This window comes from Saccharopolyspora mangrovi (assembly GCF_035320975.1).
Classification (GTDB): Bacteria; Actinomycetota; Actinomycetes; order Mycobacteriales; family Pseudonocardiaceae; genus Saccharopolyspora; species Saccharopolyspora mangrovi.
In genome coordinates this window covers 30,003-46,365 of record NZ_JAWLNX010000020.1, presented here as the reverse complement: position 1 = coordinate 46,365, position 16,363 = coordinate 30,003, and the positions used below count along the sequence as shown (strand labels likewise).

At 70.3% G+C, this 16,363-nt stretch carries 14 protein-coding genes; 10 read left to right on the top strand and 4 right to left on the bottom strand.

The genetic code is table 11. The features are described 5' to 3' along the window. The first annotated feature begins 151 nt into the window (after positions 1-151). From kstD to R4I43_RS24685, 5 genes are all read left to right on the top strand, one after another. Positions 152-1,825 (top strand): 3-oxosteroid 1-dehydrogenase, encoded by a 1,674-nt coding sequence (kstD, locus tag R4I43_RS24705; RefSeq protein WP_324268084.1) that lies wholly within the window; start codon positions 152-154, stop codon positions 1,823-1,825. A gap of 64 nt (positions 1,826-1,889) precedes the next feature. Continuing rightward, positions 1,890-2,693, top strand: coding sequence for a crotonase/enoyl-CoA hydratase family protein (locus R4I43_RS24700; protein WP_324268083.1), 804 nt, complete (start codon positions 1,890-1,892; stop codon positions 2,691-2,693). Positions 2,694-2,776: 83 nt separating this feature from the next. Next, on the top strand, positions 2,777-3,994 hold the full coding sequence (locus R4I43_RS24695) for a hypothetical protein (protein WP_324268082.1): 1,218 nt from the start codon (positions 2,777-2,779) through the stop codon (positions 3,992-3,994). An 11-nt stretch (positions 3,995-4,005) separates the two neighbouring features. Beyond that, positions 4,006-5,337 carry an AMP-binding protein gene (locus R4I43_RS24690; protein ID WP_324268081.1) on the top strand — a complete coding sequence of 444 codons (1,332 nt, stop codon included), beginning with the start codon at positions 4,006-4,008 and terminating at the stop codon, positions 5,335-5,337. Positions 5,338-5,346: 9 nt separating this feature from the next. Continuing rightward, positions 5,347-5,661 (top strand): AMP-binding enzyme, encoded by a 315-nt coding sequence (locus R4I43_RS24685; protein ID WP_324268155.1) that lies wholly within the window; start codon positions 5,347-5,349, stop codon positions 5,659-5,661. 64 nt (positions 5,662-5,725) lie between these two features. On the opposite strand, the gene R4I43_RS24680 is transcribed toward R4I43_RS24685, so the two are convergent. The 4 genes from R4I43_RS24680 to R4I43_RS24665 all read right to left on the bottom strand — a co-directional run bounded on the left by R4I43_RS24680 (position 5,726) and on the right by R4I43_RS24665 (position 11,565). Continuing rightward, complete coding sequence (locus R4I43_RS24680) at positions 5,726-6,829, bottom strand: NAD(P)H-dependent flavin oxidoreductase (protein WP_324268080.1); 1,104 nt, start codon at positions 6,827-6,829, stop codon at positions 5,726-5,728. A gap of 90 nt (positions 6,830-6,919) precedes the next feature. After that, positions 6,920-8,560, bottom strand: coding sequence for an acyl-CoA synthetase (locus tag R4I43_RS24675; RefSeq protein ID WP_324268079.1), 1,641 nt, complete (start codon positions 8,558-8,560; stop codon positions 6,920-6,922). Between the two features lie 157 nt (positions 8,561-8,717). Beyond that, positions 8,718-10,268 carry an acyl-CoA synthetase gene (locus R4I43_RS24670; RefSeq protein WP_324268078.1) on the bottom strand — a complete coding sequence of 517 codons (1,551 nt, stop codon included), beginning with the start codon at positions 10,266-10,268 and terminating at the stop codon, positions 8,718-8,720. 241 nt (positions 10,269-10,509) lie between these two features. Further along, on the bottom strand, positions 10,510-11,565 hold the full coding sequence (locus R4I43_RS24665) for an LLM class F420-dependent oxidoreductase (RefSeq protein WP_324268077.1): 1,056 nt from the start codon (positions 11,563-11,565) through the stop codon (positions 10,510-10,512). An 85-nt stretch (positions 11,566-11,650) separates the two neighbouring features. Here R4I43_RS24665 and R4I43_RS24660 point away from each other — a divergent pair, with 85 nt between their 5' ends. Genes R4I43_RS24660 through R4I43_RS24640 form a run of 5 tightly spaced genes read left to right on the top strand, consistent with a single transcriptional unit; the run spans position 11,651 to position 16,164 of the window. Further along, positions 11,651-12,625, top strand: a complete 975-nt coding sequence (locus tag R4I43_RS24660; protein ID WP_407691308.1) for a Zn-ribbon domain-containing OB-fold protein — start codon at positions 11,651-11,653, stop codon at positions 12,623-12,625. Between the two features lie 10 nt (positions 12,626-12,635). Then, positions 12,636-13,691 (top strand): thiolase domain-containing protein, encoded by a 1,056-nt coding sequence (locus tag R4I43_RS24655; protein ID WP_324268076.1) that lies wholly within the window; start codon positions 12,636-12,638, stop codon positions 13,689-13,691. Then, on the top strand, positions 13,691-14,851 hold the full coding sequence (locus R4I43_RS24650) for a thiolase domain-containing protein (RefSeq protein WP_324268075.1): 1,161 nt from the start codon (positions 13,691-13,693) through the stop codon (positions 14,849-14,851). The genes R4I43_RS24655 and R4I43_RS24650 overlap by 1 nt, the downstream gene beginning before the upstream one ends. Continuing rightward, entirely contained in the window at positions 14,852-15,721 is an 870-nt protein-coding gene (locus R4I43_RS24645; protein ID WP_324268074.1) for a TIGR03619 family F420-dependent LLM class oxidoreductase, read from the top strand. Positions 15,722-15,732: 11 nt separating this feature from the next. Then, entirely contained in the window at positions 15,733-16,164 is a 432-nt protein-coding gene (locus R4I43_RS24640; protein ID WP_324268073.1) for a nuclear transport factor 2 family protein, read from the top strand. The last annotated feature ends 199 nt before the right edge of the window (positions 16,165-16,363 follow it).

The following is a 16,363-nucleotide window of genomic DNA, read 5'->3' as shown; positions in this document are numbered from 1 at the left end:
TCGCGCGAAGTTCGACACCCACCGAGCACTCGTGCAACACGTTCCTGTTCAGGATCTGCGGTGAAGTGAGTGGAGTTTCGGCTAGACGTAGCATCCTGCCAATCAAAACTATAACCTGTTTCAGTAGCGTGAGGCCCACTATGGAGGTGCCATGACAGAAGCGACCTTCGATGTCGTCGTGGTCGGCTCCGGCGCCGCCGGCATGACCGCCGCGCTCGCCGCGGCCGACCGGGGGCTGTCGGCACTGGTCGTGGAGAAGGACCGCTACTTCGGCGGCTCCACCGCCCGCTCCGGCGGTGCCGTCTGGGCCCCGCACAACGAGGTGCTGCGACGCGCGAAGTCCGGCGACAGCCCCGAGAAGGCCGCGACCTACCTGCGGCACCTGATCGGCGAGGAGATCGCCGCCGACCGCCGCGAAGCGCTGCTGTCCCACGGGCCCGAGATGGTCTCGCTGGTGTTGCGCCGCACCCCGATGAAGCTGAAGTGGATCCCCGGCTACTCCGACTACTACCCGGAGACCCCCGGCGGCATCCCGATGGGCCGCTCACTGGAACCGAAGCCGTTCAACGGCAAGCTGCTCGGCGACGAACTCGCCAACCTGCAACCTCCGTACCTGCCCGCGCCCGCCGGGATCACCGTCACCGCGGCCGAGTACAAGTGGATGAACCTCATCGCCCGCCACCCGCGCGGCGTGTTCACCTCGGCCAAGGTCGGCCTGCGCCGGGTGATCTCGCTGGCCACCAAGCGCCCGCTACTGGCGCTGGGCCAGGCCCTGGCCGCCGGACTGCGGGCCGGTCTGCTGCGCGCCGGCGTGCCGGTGTGGCTCAACAGCCCGCTGACCGAGCTGCACGTCGAAGACGGCGCGGTCACCGGCGTGCGCGTGCGACGCGGTGACGAGGAGGTGCTCATCCGCTCGCGGCGCGGCGTGATCATGGCGGCGGGCGGTTTCGAGAAGAACGAGCGGATGCGCAAGCAGTTCCAGCGCGAGCCGATCGGCGTCGACTGGACGGTGGGCGCCGAGTCCAACACCGGTGACGGCATCGAAGCCGGTCAGCGCGTCGGCGCGGACGTGGACCTGATGGACGACGCGTGGTGGGGGCCGTCGATCCCGCTCCCCCGCGGCCCGTACTTCTGCCTGTCCGAGCGCAACCTGCCCGGCTCGATCATCGTCAACGCCGCAGGTCGGCGCTACGTCAACGAGGCGACGCCGTACGTCGACGCGGTGCACGCGATGTACCGTGGTCACGAGACCGGTGTCTCGCACATCCCGTCGTGGCTGATCGCCGATCAGCGGTACCGCAACAACTACACCTTCGCGGGCCTGCCGCCCCGGCAGCGCTTCCCCGGCCGCTGGTACAAGGCCGGGATCGTGCACAGCGCCGGGACCATCGAGGAGCTGGCGGCGAAGATCGAGGTTCCGGCCGAGCAGCTCCGCGCGACGGTGCAGCGGTTCAACGGCTTCGCGAACAACGGCGCAGACGAGGACTTCCACCGCGGGGACAGCGCCTACGACCGGTACTACGGCGATCCCCGGCTGCCGAACCCGAGCCTGGCGCCGCTGGAGGTCGCGCCGTTCCACGCGGTGAAGATCGTGCCCGGCGACCTGGGCACCAAGGGCGGGCTGCGCACCGACGCCCGGGCGCGGGTGCTGCGGGAGGACGGTTCCGCGATCCCCGGCCTCTACGCGGCCGGCAACGCCAGCGCGGCGGTGATGGGTTCGACCTACGCCGGCGCCGGGGCGACGATCGGACCTGCGATGACCTTCGGGTACGTGGCCGTTCTGGACATCGCGACCAGGGCCGAGGGCGGTTCTCCCTCGAATTGACCGGACCGAACGGACGTTGATCACGGGCAGTTCCGGCAAGGACTGCCCCGATTCTGGAGGCGGGATGACCTCGACGGAGACCGAGCAGCCGCATTGCCTCGTGGAGCAGCGGGGAGGCGTGCTGGTGGTGACGATGAACCGCCCGGACGCCAAGAACGCGCTGTCCGGCGAGATGATCAAGATCATGATCGAGGCCTGGGACCGGGTGGACAACGACCCGGACATCCGGGCGTGCGTGCTCACCGGCGCGGGCGGGGCGTTCTGCGCCGGCGCGGACCTGAAGAGCATGAGCAACAACCACCCCGGCGACCAGCACGCGCAGGGCTCGTTCAACCCCGCCAGGATCGAGGGCCTGCTCAAGGGCCGCCGCCTGACCAAACCGCTGATCGCCGCGGTCGAGGGCCCCGCCATCGCCGGGGGAACGGAGATCCTGCAGGCCACCGACATCCGCGTGGCCGGGGAGAGCGCGCGCTTCGGCGTCTCCGAACCGCGCTGGGGTCTGTTCCCGCTGGGCGGTTCGGCGGTGCGGCTGACGCGCCAGATCCCCTACACCGTGGCCGCCGACCTGCTGCTGACCGGACGCCACATCAAGGCCCCCGAAGCCAAGGAGCTCGGCCTGATCGGCCACGTCGTGCCGGACGGGACGGCGCTGGACAAGGCGCTGGAGCTCGGCGAGATGATCGCCGCCAACGGTCCGCTGGCCGTGCAGGCGATCCTGCGCACCATCCGGGAGACCGAGGCGATCCCGGAGGAGGAGGCTTTCGCCATCGAGGCCGAGCACGGCATCAAGGTCTTCACGAGCGAGGACGCCAAGGAGGGCCCGAAGGCCTTCGCGGAGAAGCGCAAGCCGAACTTCCAGGGCAAGTGAGCCCCTGATCGGTCCAGCAGCACCGGGACCGGCCGTCCGTCGTTGCAGAGTCAAACGTCCCCGCACTGCCGCGAGGTGCACGTATGCAGAGTCGCTACGCAACACTGCCCCGGTCCCGGCTGGCCGCGCTGCTGCCGGAGCTGCTGCTGGCAGGTCAGCTGATCGACAGGTCGGCGATGGCCTGGTGCATCTCCGCGTTCGGGCGGCAGGAGATGACGCGGATCGCCATCGAGGAGTGGATGGCGGCCAGCCCGATCTACACCCGCCGGATGCAGCGCGCGCTGGGTTACACCGGCGACGACGTGGTGACGATCTTCAAGGGCCTGCAGCTCGACATCGGAGCTCCGCCGCAGTTCATGGACTTCCGCTACACCGTGCACGACCGGTGGCGCGGGGAGTTCCACCTCGACCACTGCGGCGCGTTGATGGACGTGGAACCGATGGGCGAGCGCTACGTGCGGGCCATGTGCCACGACATCGAGGACCCGACCTTCGACGCGACGGCGGTGGCCACCAACCCGAAAGCGCAGGTGCGGCCGGTGCACCGGCCGCCTCGGGTGCCCGCCGACCGGCAGCCGCACTGCGCCTGGACGGTGATCATCGACGAGGCCCACCCACCGGTGTCGCCCAGCGCGGACTGCGTGGCGCTGCGGGAGTCGCGAGCGGCGAACCTGGAGCTGACGCCCATCGACACCTCCGAGGACGGGCGCGGCGACTACGCCGGGCCGCTGCTCAGCGACCTGGACTTCGCGGACTTCAGCGCATCGGCCCTGGTGCGGATGGCTGACGAGGTGTGCCTGCAGATGCACCTGCTCAACCTGGGTTTCGTGCGGGCGGTGTCGCGACGCGCGGACGCTCCCCGGGAGATCTGCACCAAGCAGCTGGTGGGCATCGCCGGGGTGGCCGCGGAGCGCATCCACCGGGCGCTGGGGCTGCCGGGCGGGGTGGAGGGCGCGCTGCGGACCTTGGAACTGCACCCGCTGCTGAACCCGGCGAACTACGTGCTCGCGTCCCGGGACGGCGATGCGATCTCGGTGCGGCCCGGGCCGGCGCACCAGGACGGGGCGTGGATCTCGTTGTGCGGGCCGGATTCGGTGGCCGCGTTGCAGGCGGTGGTGCGCGCGGTCGATCCCCGCCTCGACGTCGTCGTCGACGGCACCCCCGACTCCTGGACCGCCCGCGTCGTGACCGGCGCCGAACCCGCCGGGGAGTTCGACGAGGTCGCCGTGACCCGGATCAGCACCGGATCGACCTTCGCCTTCCAGCCCCGGAAGTCCATTCCCATCACGCCAGTTCGCTGAGGAGCTCACACATGACGGGAACGAGCTTCAACCTCTCCACCGTCTTCCAGACCGTCGCCGAGGCGGTTCCCGACCAGGAGGTGCTGGTCTGGGGCGATCGGCGGTTCAGCTACGCCGACCTCAACGCGCGCGTCGACGGCGTCGCGCACTACCTCGCCAGGCAGGGGCTCGGCAGCCACACGCCGCGCGAGCGGCTGGCCGGGCACGAGTCCGGGCAGCACCACGTGGGCCTGTACCTGCACAACTGCAACGAGTACCTGGAAGCGCTGGTCGGGGCGCTGCGCGCCCGCGCCGTGCCGTTCAACGTCAACTACCGGTACGTGGCCGAGGAACTGCTGCACCTGTTCCAGGACGCCGGCACCGAAGCGCTGGTGTTCCACTCGGCCTTCGCGCCGCAGGTCGCCGCGATCCGGGACCGATTACCCGGGTTGCGGGTGCTGATCCAGGTGGCCGACGACAGCGGCAACCCGCTGCTGCCGGGCGCGGTTCCGTACGGGTCCATCGTGGACACCCCCGCGCCCGATGCGCTGCCGGAGCCCAGCGGCGACGACCTGTACCTGCTCTACACCGGTGGCACGACCGGGATGCCCAAGGGCGTGATGTGGCGGCAGCACGACGCCTACGTCAGCGCGATGGGCGGCACCCCGTTCGGCAGCCCGGAGCCCTACCGGTCCTACGCCCAGATCGCCGAGGCCGCGGCCTCCGGAGGCGGTGGGATGCGGTTGATCATGACCGCGCCGTTCATGCACGGCGCCGCGCAGTGGTCGACCTTCCACATGATCACCCAGGGCGGGGCGATCATCCTGCCCAGCGACGCGAAACGCCTCGACTGGGCGGACGTCCTGCGGACCGTGGAGCGGGAGCGGGTGGTCAGCGTCCCGGTCGTCGGCGATGCGATGGCCAGGCCGATGGTGGCCGAGCTGGAGCGCGGCGACTACGACCTCTCCGGGGTCTTCGCGGTGCAGAACGGCGGCGCCCCGCTGACCCCGACGGTGCGCGCCCGGCTGCAGGCGCAGCTGCCGAACGTCCTGTTCGTCGACACCGTCGGGTCCTCGGAGACCGGCATCCAGATGACCCAGGTCGCCGACGGCAACGGCACCGACACCGGCGTCTTCACCCCGGACGGCGACACCACCGTCCTCGACGACGACCTCACCCGCGAGCTCGCCCCGGGCGAGGGGCAGGGGTGGCTGGCCCGGCACGGCCTGGTCCCGCTGGGCTACCTCGGCGACGCCGACAAGACCGCCCGCACGTTCCCGGTCCTCGACGGGCGGCGCTTCAGCGTTCCCGGCGACCGTGCGATCCGCCTGGAGGACGACCGGATCCAGCTGCTCGGGCGGTAGAGCGTCACCATCAACTCCGGTGGCGAGAAGATCTTCGCCGAAGAGGTCGAGCGCGCCGTCGCCGCGCACCCGGCCATCGCCGACGTCATCGTCACCGGCCGCCCCTCCGAGCGCTGGGGCAGCGAGGTGGTGGCCGTCGTGGAACTCCTGGAGGACCACTCCCCCAGCGACGACGACCTCCTCGCGGAGGCGGCCCGCCACGTGGCCCGCTACAAGCTCCCCAAGGCCATCGTCCGCGTTCCCCAGATCCAACGCTCCCCCAGCGGCAAGGCCGACTACCGCTGGGCCAAGGCCCAAGCCGAGAAATCCGCGGCCGAGGCCTGACCTCGACCACGCGAAAACCCCTCTCGGGCCCGGTGTCGGGCCCGAGAGGGGTTTTCGGTTCGGGTCAGCGGAGCTTGTCGAGGCGGGTGAAGGTTTCCTCGACTTCGCGGAGCAGGTCGTTGAAGACCTCCGCGACCGGGCGGATCTCGTTCATCCGGCCCACGATCTGCCCCACCGGCATCGACACCGCTCGCGGGTCGTGGGCCCGCATCATGCGCTGGTGGGCCTCGGAGACGAGGATGTTCTGCAGCGGCATCGGCAGCGGCTGCGGGGCGTCCGGAACCGCCCAGGCCTCCGTCCACTTGGTCTTGAGCAGCCGCGCCGGCTTGCCGGTGTAGATGCGGGAGCGGACGGTGTCGCTGGAGTCCGCTGCCAGCAGCGCCTCCTGGGTCACCGAGTCGCCCATCGTCATGCCGTACTCGGCCGTGGTGAGCCAGTACGAGCCCATCCACGCGCCCGAGGCGCCCAGCGCGAGCGCGGCGGCGATCTGGCGCCCGGTGCCGATGCCGCCCGCCGCGAGAACCGGTGCGCGGGAACCGATCGCGTCGACGATCTCCGGCACCAGCACCATCGTGGCGATCTCACCGGTGTGCCCGCCGGCCTCGTGCCCCTGGGCGACGACGATGTCCACGCCGTTGTCGACGTGCCGCTTCGCGTGCTCGGCCTTGCCCGCCAGAGCTGCCACCAGCACGTCGTGCGAGTGGGCCTGCTCGATGATGTCCACCGGTGGAGAGCCCAGCGCGTTGGCGATCAGCGAGATCGGGTGCCGCAGCGCCACGTCGACGTGCGAGCGGGCCACCGAGTGCAGCCAGCCCAGCACCCCGCCGCGCTCCTGCTCGTCCTCGGGCAGCTCGGGGACGCCGAGCTCGTCGAGGGTCCGCTTGACGAACTCGCGGTGCTCGGCCGGGATCAGCGAGTCCAGGTCGACCTGCGTGCCCTCGGTGGGGATCTTGGCCGGCATCACGACGTCCACGCCGTAGGGCTTGCCGCCGGTGTTGGCGTCCATCCAGTCCAGCACGCGGTCGAGCTCGTCGGGGTCGTTGAACCGCACGCACCCCAGCACGCCGAGCCCTCCGGCCTTGCTCACCGCCGCGGCGACGTGCTCGGACGGCGTGAAGGCGACGATCGGGTGCTCGATCCCGAGCGTGTCGCAAAGCGGAGTTCGCATCTCTTTCCTCTCAAAGACCGTGCCATTGCTCGTTCTGCGTAGCGGTGCGGGTTGCGGCACCCCGCTCGCGCACACCACCGCGGGGGGCGGTCAGCGCGCGGCGGATTTCCGCGTGGGGTCGTTGACTTCGGAAGGTTCGTGGGTCTCGGTGTGCTTGCGCGCCCACGGGTAGTCGGGTTTCCCGCTGGGTGATCGGGTGATCTGCTCGACGATCCACAGGCTGCGCGGGACCTTGTAACCGGCGATCACCTTGCGCGCGTGGGCGTCGAGCTCCGCGAGGCTCGGCGAGGCCCCGTCGCGCGGCTGGACGAGCGCGGCGACCCGCTGTCCCATGCGCTCGTCGGGCACGCCGACCACCAGCACGTCGAAGACGTCCGGGTGCGACTTCAGCGCGCTCTCGACCTCCTCGGGGAAGACCTTCTCGCCGCCGGTGTTGATCGACATGTTGCCGCGCCCGAGCAGCGTGACCGTGCCGTCGGCCTCCAGCCGCGCGTAGTCGCCGGGCACGACGTAGCGGGTGCCGTCGACCTCGACGAACACCGATGCGGACTTCTCCGGGTCCTTGTAGTAGCCCAGCGGCACGTGCCCGGACTTGGCCAGCCAGCCGATCTGACCGGAACCCGGTTCCAGCGGCTTGTTGTCGTCGTCGATGACGATGAGCTTGCGGTCGGCCGTGACCCGCGGGCCTTCGGTCTGCACGCCGTCCTTGGTGACGATGCCGATGCCCCCGAACCCGGTTTCCGACGACCCGATCGCGTCGGTGATCACGACGTTGGGCAGCGCGTCGAGGTACTGGTGCTTGACCGAGGTCGAGAACAGAGCGGCCGTCGAGGAGATCGCCACCACCGAGGACGCGTCGTAACCGCCCTCGTGCAAGGCCTCGATCATCGGCCGCGCCATCGCGTCACCGACGATCGCCAGCACGTTGACCTTGTTGCGCTCGACGGCCCGCCACACCTCGTGCGGGTCGAACTCGGGCACGAAAACCGTGGTGGCGCAGGCGAAGAGGTTGCCGAAGGTGGCCCACTGCGCCGCGCCGTGGATGAACGGGGCGGCCGGTAGGCGCACCAGCCCGCCGTTCTCGGCGCCGGTGCGCGCCAGCTCCCACTCGTCCTTGACGTACTCGCCGGTCATGAAGTCGATGCCGCCGCCGAGGACGCGCCACACGTCCTCCTGCCGCCACATGACGCCCTTGGGCATGCCGGTGGTGCCGCCGGTGTAGAGCAGGTAGAGGTCGTCGGCGCTGCGCTCGGCGAAGTCGCGGTCACCGCGCTGGGCGGCGAGGGCGGATTCGTATTCCACGCCGCCGTAGCGCTCGTGGTCGGCGTCCGATCCGTCCTCGATCACTAGAACATGATTCAGCGCCGGAACGTGCGGCAGCACCTCGGCGACGTGGTCGCTGTAGCGCCGCTCGTGGACCAGCGCCACCATGTCCGCGTTGGAGAAGATGTACTGCAACTCAGCCGGCACGTACCGGTAGTTCACGTTGATCGCGACGGCCCGCAGCTTGTACGCCGCGAGCATCGCCTCCAGCGCCTCGATGGAGTTCCTGGAGTACACACCGATGTGCGCGCCCGGTCCGACTCCGCGGGCGGCGAGGTGGTGCGCCAGCCGGTTGGACCGCTCCTCCAGTTCCGAGAACGTCACCTGGCGCTCGCCGCAGACCACTGCGACGCGCTCAGGGACCAGGTCGACTGCGTGCTCGAAGAGATCTGCGATGTTGAGTGCCACTCGAAAAAAGTAGAACGTGTTATCGCGGAAGACAAGGGTTGGGAAGTGCTACCGCGAAACGGGCGATCCGGCATCACGACTTCCGATGGGCAGCACGAAACCGCGTGCGGCGGGGACGTTCCGCCGCCGCACGCGGTCGCGCGCGGATCACCGCAGCTCAGATGGCCTTTTCCCGACCCTCCCAGTACGGATCGCGCAGCTTGCGCTTGTAGAGCTTGCCGTTGGGGTCGCGCGGCAGCTCATCGACGTAGTCGATGCTGCGCGGCACCTTGAACTTGGCCAGCCGCTCGCGCGCGTAGGCCAGCAGCTCCTCGGTGAGCTCGTCACCCGGCACGACGCCCGCAGCGGGCTGGACGACGGCCTTGACCTCCTCGCCCCAGTCGTCGTGCGGCACCCCGAACACGGCCACGTCGGCGACCTTGCCGTGCACCGACAGCGCGTTCTCGATCTCGGCCGGGTAGATGTTCACCCCACCGGAGATGATCATGTCGTTGCGCCGGTCGCACAGGTAGAGGTAGCCGTCGGAGTCGAGGTAGCCGACATCGCCCAGGGTGAACAGGTCGCCCACCCGCGCTTCCCGGGTCTTCTTCTGGTCGTTGTGGTACTCGAAGGTCGAGGCGCCCATCTGCATGTAGACGGTGCCGATCTCACCGGCGGGCAGCTCCCCGCCGTCGTCGCCGAGCACCCGCACCACCGAGCCCGGCCACGGCTTGCCCACCGAACCGGGCTTGCGCAGCCACTCGTCGGCCATGATCGTCGTGCCGCCACCCTCGGTCGCCGCGTAGTACTCCACGACCACCGGGCCCCACCAGTCCAGCATCGCGCGCTTGACCTCCTGCGGGCACGGCGCGGCGCCGTGGATCATGGTGCGCAGCGAGGAGACGTCGTAGCGCTCGCGGGTCTCCTCGGGCAGCGCCAGCAACCGGTGGAACTGGGTGGGAACCATGTGGCTGTGGGTGACGCGGTGCTGCTCGATCAGCCGCAGCATCTCCTCGGCGCCCCAGCGGTCCATCAGCACCGCGGTGTGCCCGAACTGGATGGAGATGCTGACGAAGTTCAGCACCGCCGTGTGGTACAGCGGCGACCCGCACAGGTGCACGTGGTCGTCGAAGGGCTTGAGCCCGAACACCCCGAAGAACCACGCGTTGGCGGCCGGCACGTCGTCCGGGTCAGCGCCGGTCAGCGGCCGACGCACGCCCTTGGGACGGCCGGTGGTGCCGGAGGTGTAGAGCATCGGCGAGCCCGTGGTGCGCACGTCGGGCCGCTTGGCGGGTTCGTCGGCGCCGAGGTTGGCCAGCGGCTGGAACCCCGGGACGTCGCCGACGGCGAAGCGCGCTCCCCCGGGCAGGCCGCTGCGCGCGGCGGCGTCGGAGGCGGCCTCGGCGAAGCGCTCGTGCGCGATGAACGCCTTGGCCCCGCTGTCCTCGACGATGTAGGCGACCTCGGCACCGACCAGGTGCCAGTTCACGGTCACCACGTACAGGCCGGTCTGGATCGCCGCGAAGTAGGCGGCGAGCAGGTCGGCGCCGTTGGGCAGCATCAGCACGATGCTGTCGCCCGGCTCCAGCCCCATGCTCTGCAGACCGCGGCCGTACCGGTTGGCGGCGGCGGCGAGTTCGGCGTAGGTCACCGAACCGCCGTCCGGCGTGACAACGGCCGTGCGGTCCGGCTGCTGGTCGGCGATGTTCCACAGTCCTATGTCGGCCACGGCGGACTCCTGTCGACGGCGAGAGCTTTCCCCAGCCGAACAAACCTAGAACGTGTTGCAGTTGTGGAGCAAGGTCGCAGACCGAACCGATCACGGCGACTTCGCCCCACAGAACCCACAAATCAAGAACAAATTCCAGCACTGACCCCAGATCGCACCGGCACTCCGAACCCCGATCACCGCCGTAATCAGGACCCCGATCACCGCCGTAATCCGAACCCTGATTACCGGCGCAATCCGGTCAGCGATCGGCGCTGTGATCCGGTCCGATGACGTCGGCGACCGCCCGGACGTGCTCGACGTCGCGGCAGCCCACCAGCAGCACGTCCACACCCGCCTTCTCCCACAACGCGATCCGCTCCCGCACGTGCTCGCGATCGCCGATGATGGCCACGTCGTCGACGGCCTCGTCCGGCACCGCCGCCACGGCCTCCTCGCGACGGCCCGCGGCGAAGAGCCGCTCGATGTCCGACACCGCCTCGTCGTAGCCCATCCGGCGGAAAAGCTCGGCGTGGAAGTTCATCCCCGGCGCGCCCATGCCGCCGATGTAGAGCGCCACCGAGGGCTTGAGCTTCGCCCGCTCGGCCTCGGGGTCGTCGGTGACCACGACCTGGCAGGTCGCGGCCACCTCGAACTCCTCGCGGGTGCGGCGCGCGCCCTCGCGGGCGAATCCCTCGGCCAGCCACTCCTCGTACATCCCGCCGACCCGCGGCGAGTAGTAGACCGCGATCCAGCCGTCGGCGATCTCGGCGGTCTGCGCGACGTTCTTCGGCCCCTCCGCGCCCAGCCAGATCGGCAGGTCCGCGCGCAGCGGGTGGGTGATCGGCTTCAGCGGCTTGCCGAGGCCCAGCGAGCCGGGTCCGTCGTAGGGCAGCCGGTGGTGCACGCCGTCGTTGCGGATCGGCGCCTCGCGCGCCAGCACCTGCCGCACGATCGAGACGTACTCCCTGGTCCGGGCCAGCGGCTTGGCGAACGGCTGGCCGTACCAGCCCTCCACCACCTGCGGTCCGGACACGCCCAGCCCCAGGACGGCCCGGCCGCCGGAGAGGTGGTCGAGGGTCAGCGCGTGCATCGCGCAGGAGGCCGGCGAGCGCGCCGACATCTGCGCGACGGACGTTCCCAGCCGCACGTTCCGCGTGTCCGAGCCCCACCACGCCAGCGGCGTGAAGGCGTCCGAGCCCCACGACTCGGCGGCGAAGACGGCGTCGAATCCGACCCGGTCGGCCTCGAGAACGAGTTCTTGAGCGTTCTGCGGAGGGGCTGCGCCCCAGTACCCCAGCTGCAGTCCTGCTTTCACTTGTGGACCTCCCTTTCCCGACCGCACGCGGACTCCGCCCATACTGCACCGGATATTGCCGGGATGGCGAGAACATGTTTCACTTCTGCTTGTGACTGGGATCTCCGAACCGCTCAGCGCCCCGCTCAACATCGGCTTCGACTACACCCGCTCGCTCGGGACCGCGCACAGCCGATTCGCCACCGCGCTGCGCGACGGCGGCATCGTCGGCGTGCGCGGCAGCGACGGCCGGGTGCACGTGCCACCCGTCGAATACGACCCGGACACCGCCGCACCGCTGGACGACTTCGTCGAGGTCGGGACCCAGGGCACGGTGGTGAGCTGGACCTGGATGCCGAATCCGCTGGCCGGCCAGCCGCTCGACCGGCCGTTCGCCTGGGCGCTGGTGCGTCTCGACGGCGCCGACACCCCGATGCTGAACGCCGTGGACGTGCCCGGCCCGGAGGCCATCTCCACCGGGATGCGCGTGCAGGTCCGCTGGGCCGCCGAGCGCGGCAACGGGATTCGCGACATCGCCTGCTTCGAACCCGCCGGCGCCCCCTCCGGCGCTGCGCCGACGGCTGCTGCGACCACCGGGGATCCGGTGACGATGCTGACCACCCCGGTGCACCTGGAGTACACCCACTCGGCCTCGCCCGAGGAGAGCCGCTACCTCGAAGGGCTCATCGAGGGACGGCTGCTGGGCCAGCGCTGCCCCGCCTGCTCGAAGGTCTACATCCCGCCGCGCGGCGCCTGCCCCACCGACGGCGTGCCCACGGTGGAGGAGGTGGAACTGCCCGACACCGGGATCGTGACCACCTTCTGCATCGTCAACGTGCCGTTCCTGGGCCAGCGCATCAAGCCCCCGTACGTCGGCGCCTACATCCTGCTCGACGGCGCCGACATCGCGTTCCTGCACCTGGTGCTGGGCTGCGAAGCCGATCAGGTGCGGATGGGCATGCGGGTCAAGGCGTCGTGGAAACCGCGCGAGGAGTGGCGCCACACGCTGGAGAACATCGACCACTTCGAACCGACCGGGGAACCGGACGCGCCGTTCGAAACCTACGCCCACCACCTGTGAAGGAGCTGGAATGACTGACGTCGCCGTCGTCGGCTTCGCACAGGCACCGAACGTGCGCGCCACCAACGGCACCACGAACGGTGTCGAGATGCTCGTCCCGATCTTCCAGGAGGTCTTCGCCCAGACCGGGTTGTCCAAGACCGACATCGGCTTCTGGTGCTCGGGATCGTCGGACTACCTGGCCGGGCGCGCCTTCTCGTTCATCGCCGCGGTCGACGCGATCGGCGCGTTCCCGCCGATCAACGAGTCGCACGTGGAGATGGACGCCGCCTGGGCGCTGTTCGAGGCCTGGGTGAAGATCCAGACCGGTGAGGTCGACACCGCGCTGGTCTACGGCTTCGGCAAGTCCTCGGCCGGCGACCTGCGCCGCACGCTGGCGATGCAGCTCGACCCGTACTCGGTGGCACCGCTGTGGCCGGACTCGGTGAGCATCGCCGGTCTGCAGGCCCGGATGGGCCTGGACGCCGGGGACTACACCGAGGCCGACATGGCCGAGGTCGCGGTCCGCAACCGCGCCTCCGCCAAGGGAAATCCCAGCGCGCAGATCTCCGGCGCGTTCGACGCGCAGGAGCTGCTGGCCGAGCCCTACCTCGCCGATCCGCTGCGCGCGCACGACTGCGCGCCGATCACCGACGGGGCCTCGGTGGTCGTGCTGGCCTCCGCCGAGCGGGCCCGCGAGATCCGCGAGCGGCCCGCCTACATCGGCGGCATCCAGCACCGCATCGAGTCCGGCAGCCTCGGGGCCCGCGACCTGCGGCGTTCGGAATCCACCGAGGCCGCGGGCGAGGCGCTCGGCACCGGTGGCGTCGAGATCGCCGAGCTGCACGCACCGTTCACCCACCAGGAGATCGTGGTGCGCCGGGCGCTTGGACTGGGCGAATCGGTGGCGGTGAACCCCTCGGGCGGGACGCTGTGCGGCAACCCGATGTTCGCGGCCGGGCTCTCGCGCATCGGCGAGGCGGCCACGCAGATCTTCGAGGGACGCGCGGGCAAGGTGCTTGCGCACGCGACCAGCGGCCCCGCGCTGCAGCAGAACCTGGTGTGCGTGATGGAGGGACGGGCCTGATGGGCAAGCAGTTGGCGGCCGTGCTGGGGACCGGTCAGACCCACCACACCAGCAAGCGGCTGGACGTCTCGATGGCCGGGCTGTGCCGCGAGGCGATCGATCGCGCGATGGCCGACGCCGGGGTCGACTGGCCGGACATCGACGCGGTGGTGATCGGCAAGGCCCCCGACCTGTTCGAGGGCGTGATGATGCCCGAGCTGCACCTGGCCGACGCGCTCGGCGCGACCGGGAAACCGCTGCTGCGGGTGCACACCGCCGGTTCGGTGGGCGGTTCCACCGGCAACGTCGCCGCGAGCCTGGTGCAGGGCGGCGTGCACAAGCGGGTGCTGGCGGTGGCCTTCGAGAAGCAGTCCGAGTCCAACGCGATGTGGGCGCTGTCGATCGTCCCGCCGTTCAACATGCCGGTCGGCGCCGGGGCGGGCGGTTACTTCGCGCCGCACGTGCGCTCCTACATCCGCCGCTGCGGGGCGCCGACCCACACCGGGGCGATGGTGGCGGCCAAGGACCGGCGCAACGGCGCCCGGAACCCCTACGCGCACTTGAAGCAATCCGACATCACGGTAGATTCGGTGATGTCCTCGCAGATGTTGTGGGACCCGATCCGCTACGACGAGACCTGCCCGTCCTCCGACGGCGCGTGCGCGGTGGTCATCGGCGACGAGGCCAGCGCCAACGGCCGCAAGGCGGCCTGGATCCACGCCACCGCGATGCGCACCGAGCCGACCACCTTCGCCGGGCGCGACCAGGTCAACCCGCAGGCGGGGCGCGACGCGGCGGCCGCGCTGTGGAAGCAGGCCGGGATCACCGATCCGCTGTCCGAAGTGGATGCCGCGGAGATCTACGTGCCGTTCTCCTGGTTCGAGCCGATGTGGCTGGAGAACCTCGGTTTCGCGGCCGAGGGCGAGGGCTGGAAGCTCACCGAAGCGGGCGAGACCGCCATCGGTGGCCGGCTCCCGGTCAACCCCTCCGGCGGTGTGCTGTCGTCGAACCCGATCGGCGCCTCCGGGCTGCTGCGCTTCGCCGAGGCGGCGCGGCAGGTCACCGGTGACTCCGGGGAGAACCAGGTCGAGGACGCCCGGGTGGCGCTCGGTCACGCCTACGGCGGTGGCTCGCAGTACTTCTCGATGTGGGTCGTCGGATCGAACAAACCGGGAGCCTAGATGAAGTTCACGATGTCGGTGGCGATGACGCCGCTGGACCAGCTGACCGAGCTCGCCCGCACCGCCGAGGAGTGCGGGTACACCTCGGTCGCGCTGCCGGACTCGCTGTTCTACTCCGAGCAGGTCTCCGCCGAATACCCCTACACGCCCGACGGTTCGCGGATGTGGAACGCCGAGACGCCGTGGGTGGACCCGCTGATCGCCGCGGCCGCGATGGGCGCGGTGACCACCCGGCTGCGGTTCTACACCTCGGTTCTCAAGCTCGGTCCGCGCAATCCCGTGCTGCTGGCCCGGCAGCTGGCCTCGGTGGCGTCGATGACCGGCGACCGCTTCGGACTCGGGCTCGGCCTGGGCTGGGCGCCGGAGGAGTTCGAGTGGTGCGGGGCGCCGTACGCCAAGCGCGGGGCGCGGGTCGACGAGATGATCGAGATCATCCGGCTGATCCTGGGCGGCGGGATGGTCGAGTACCACGGGAAGTTCTTCGACTTCGACAAGCTGCAGATCTCCCCCGCTCCCGCCGAACCGATGCCGTTCTACGTGGGCGGGCACACCGAACCGGCGCTCAAGCGCGCGGCGCGGGTGGGCGATGGCTGGGCGTCGGCGATGATGAAGCTGTCCGAGCTGCGGGAGACCATCGACAAGCTCGGCGAACTGCGCGCCTCCTACGACCGGGCCGACGTGCCGTTCGAGATCCAGGCGGTGTGCATCGACCGGTTCGGCGTCGACGGCTACCGCGAGCAGGCCGAGGTCGGCGTCACCGACGCGATCGTGGTGCCGTGGATCTTCGACGGCCACGGCTTCGACGCGCCGCTGCAGGCCAAGCTGGACTCGATCCGCAAGTTCGCCGCCGACGTCATCGAGCAGGTCTGAGGAGGCCGGAGATGAGCGGAGTGCACTGGAAGGCCACTCGCGAGTCGCATCCCGCCCGCGACGCCGCCCTGGCGTCGATGGACGCGGTGTCGCGGGGGGCGAAGGAGGAGTGGCTGTCGCTGTTCGCGGCCGACGCCGTGGTGGAGGACCCGGTGGGGCCCTCGGCGTTCGACCCCGAGGGGAAGGGGCATCACGGCTGGGAGGCGATCTCGGCGTTCTGGGAGACCGCGATCGCGCAGGCCGAGCGCATCGAGTTCTTCATCGACGACTCCTTCGCCTGCGGCAACGAGGTCGCCAACATCGGCACGATCACCACGCACCTGCCCGACGGTTCGACGATGGACGCCGAAGGCGTCTTCTCCTACCGGGTCGACGACGAAGGCCGCGTCAAGGCGCTGCGGGCCTTCTGGGAGTTCGACCGGGCGGTCGCCACGCTGCGCTGACCTCGCACGTGACGGCGCATCTCCGAGAACAACCGTCGGCACACGCTTCACCAGCCTCCTCACGCCAAGTGCCGAGGCCCACGACATCCCCGCGGAATCCCACCACCCCGGCACCCGCCACCCGACCATCCCTCCCCCACCGACCGGCGGCGAGGTGGGGCGGCGAGGCCCCGGAGCTCGGTCCGGGGCCGGCCCGTCG

What these genes read in the sequence shown, in the direction of transcription:
- R4I43_RS24640 (WP_324268073.1), top strand. Translation starts at nt 15,733, where the DNA reads ATGAGCGGAGTGCACTGGAAGGCCACTCGCGAGTCGCATCCCGCCCGC.
- R4I43_RS24690 (WP_324268081.1), top strand. Translation starts at nt 4,006, where the DNA reads ATGACGGGAACGAGCTTCAACCTCTCCACCGTCTTCCAGACCGTCGCC.
- R4I43_RS24655 (WP_324268076.1), top strand. Translation starts at nt 12,636, where the DNA reads ATGACTGACGTCGCCGTCGTCGGCTTCGCACAGGCACCGAACGTGCGC.
- R4I43_RS24695 (WP_324268082.1), top strand. Translation starts at nt 2,777, where the DNA reads ATGCAGAGTCGCTACGCAACACTGCCCCGGTCCCGGCTGGCCGCGCTG.
- R4I43_RS24700 (WP_324268083.1), top strand. Translation starts at nt 1,890, where the DNA reads ATGACCTCGACGGAGACCGAGCAGCCGCATTGCCTCGTGGAGCAGCGG.
- R4I43_RS24645 (WP_324268074.1), top strand. Translation starts at nt 14,852, where the DNA reads ATGAAGTTCACGATGTCGGTGGCGATGACGCCGCTGGACCAGCTGACC.
- kstD (WP_324268084.1), top strand. Translation starts at nt 152, where the DNA reads ATGACAGAAGCGACCTTCGATGTCGTCGTGGTCGGCTCCGGCGCCGCC.
- R4I43_RS24650 (WP_324268075.1), top strand. Translation starts at nt 13,691, where the DNA reads ATGGGCAAGCAGTTGGCGGCCGTGCTGGGGACCGGTCAGACCCACCAC.
- R4I43_RS24680 (WP_324268080.1), bottom strand. Translation starts at nt 6,829, where the DNA reads ATGCGAACTCCGCTTTGCGACACGCTCGGGATCGAGCACCCGATCGTC.